At 58.5% G+C, this 229-nt stretch carries 1 pseudogene; it reads left to right on the top strand.

The annotated features are described in order from the left end of the window. A pseudogene (locus tag AF337_RS45220) lies at positions 1–229 on the top strand (hypothetical protein); the annotation flags it as partial.

Raw genomic sequence — 229 nt, 5'->3', positions numbered from 1 at the left:
AATCTCTACGGCCGGCAAATCGAAATGTACAGCACGTCTTCGTCCAGCCCCGGGCCTGGCAATTTCGGGTTCCTGAGAACCCCTCTGGGCAATGGCGCAAGCGTGATGGCCGACGCTTTGGCTACCGGGAATCCGGGGGCCTGTTATACGAAGGACAAGCTGGATACCGAAACGGGTGCCATGGCCGGGCCAGTAGAAGACGGCGTCAACACGCGATTCGGTATTTATC

Origin of the sequence: Rhizobium ecuadorense (genome assembly GCF_001187535.1) — a bacterium.
Taxonomy (GTDB): Bacteria; Pseudomonadota; Alphaproteobacteria; order Rhizobiales; family Rhizobiaceae; genus Rhizobium; species Rhizobium ecuadorense.
This window is presented reverse-complemented; position numbering and strand designations above follow the sequence as displayed.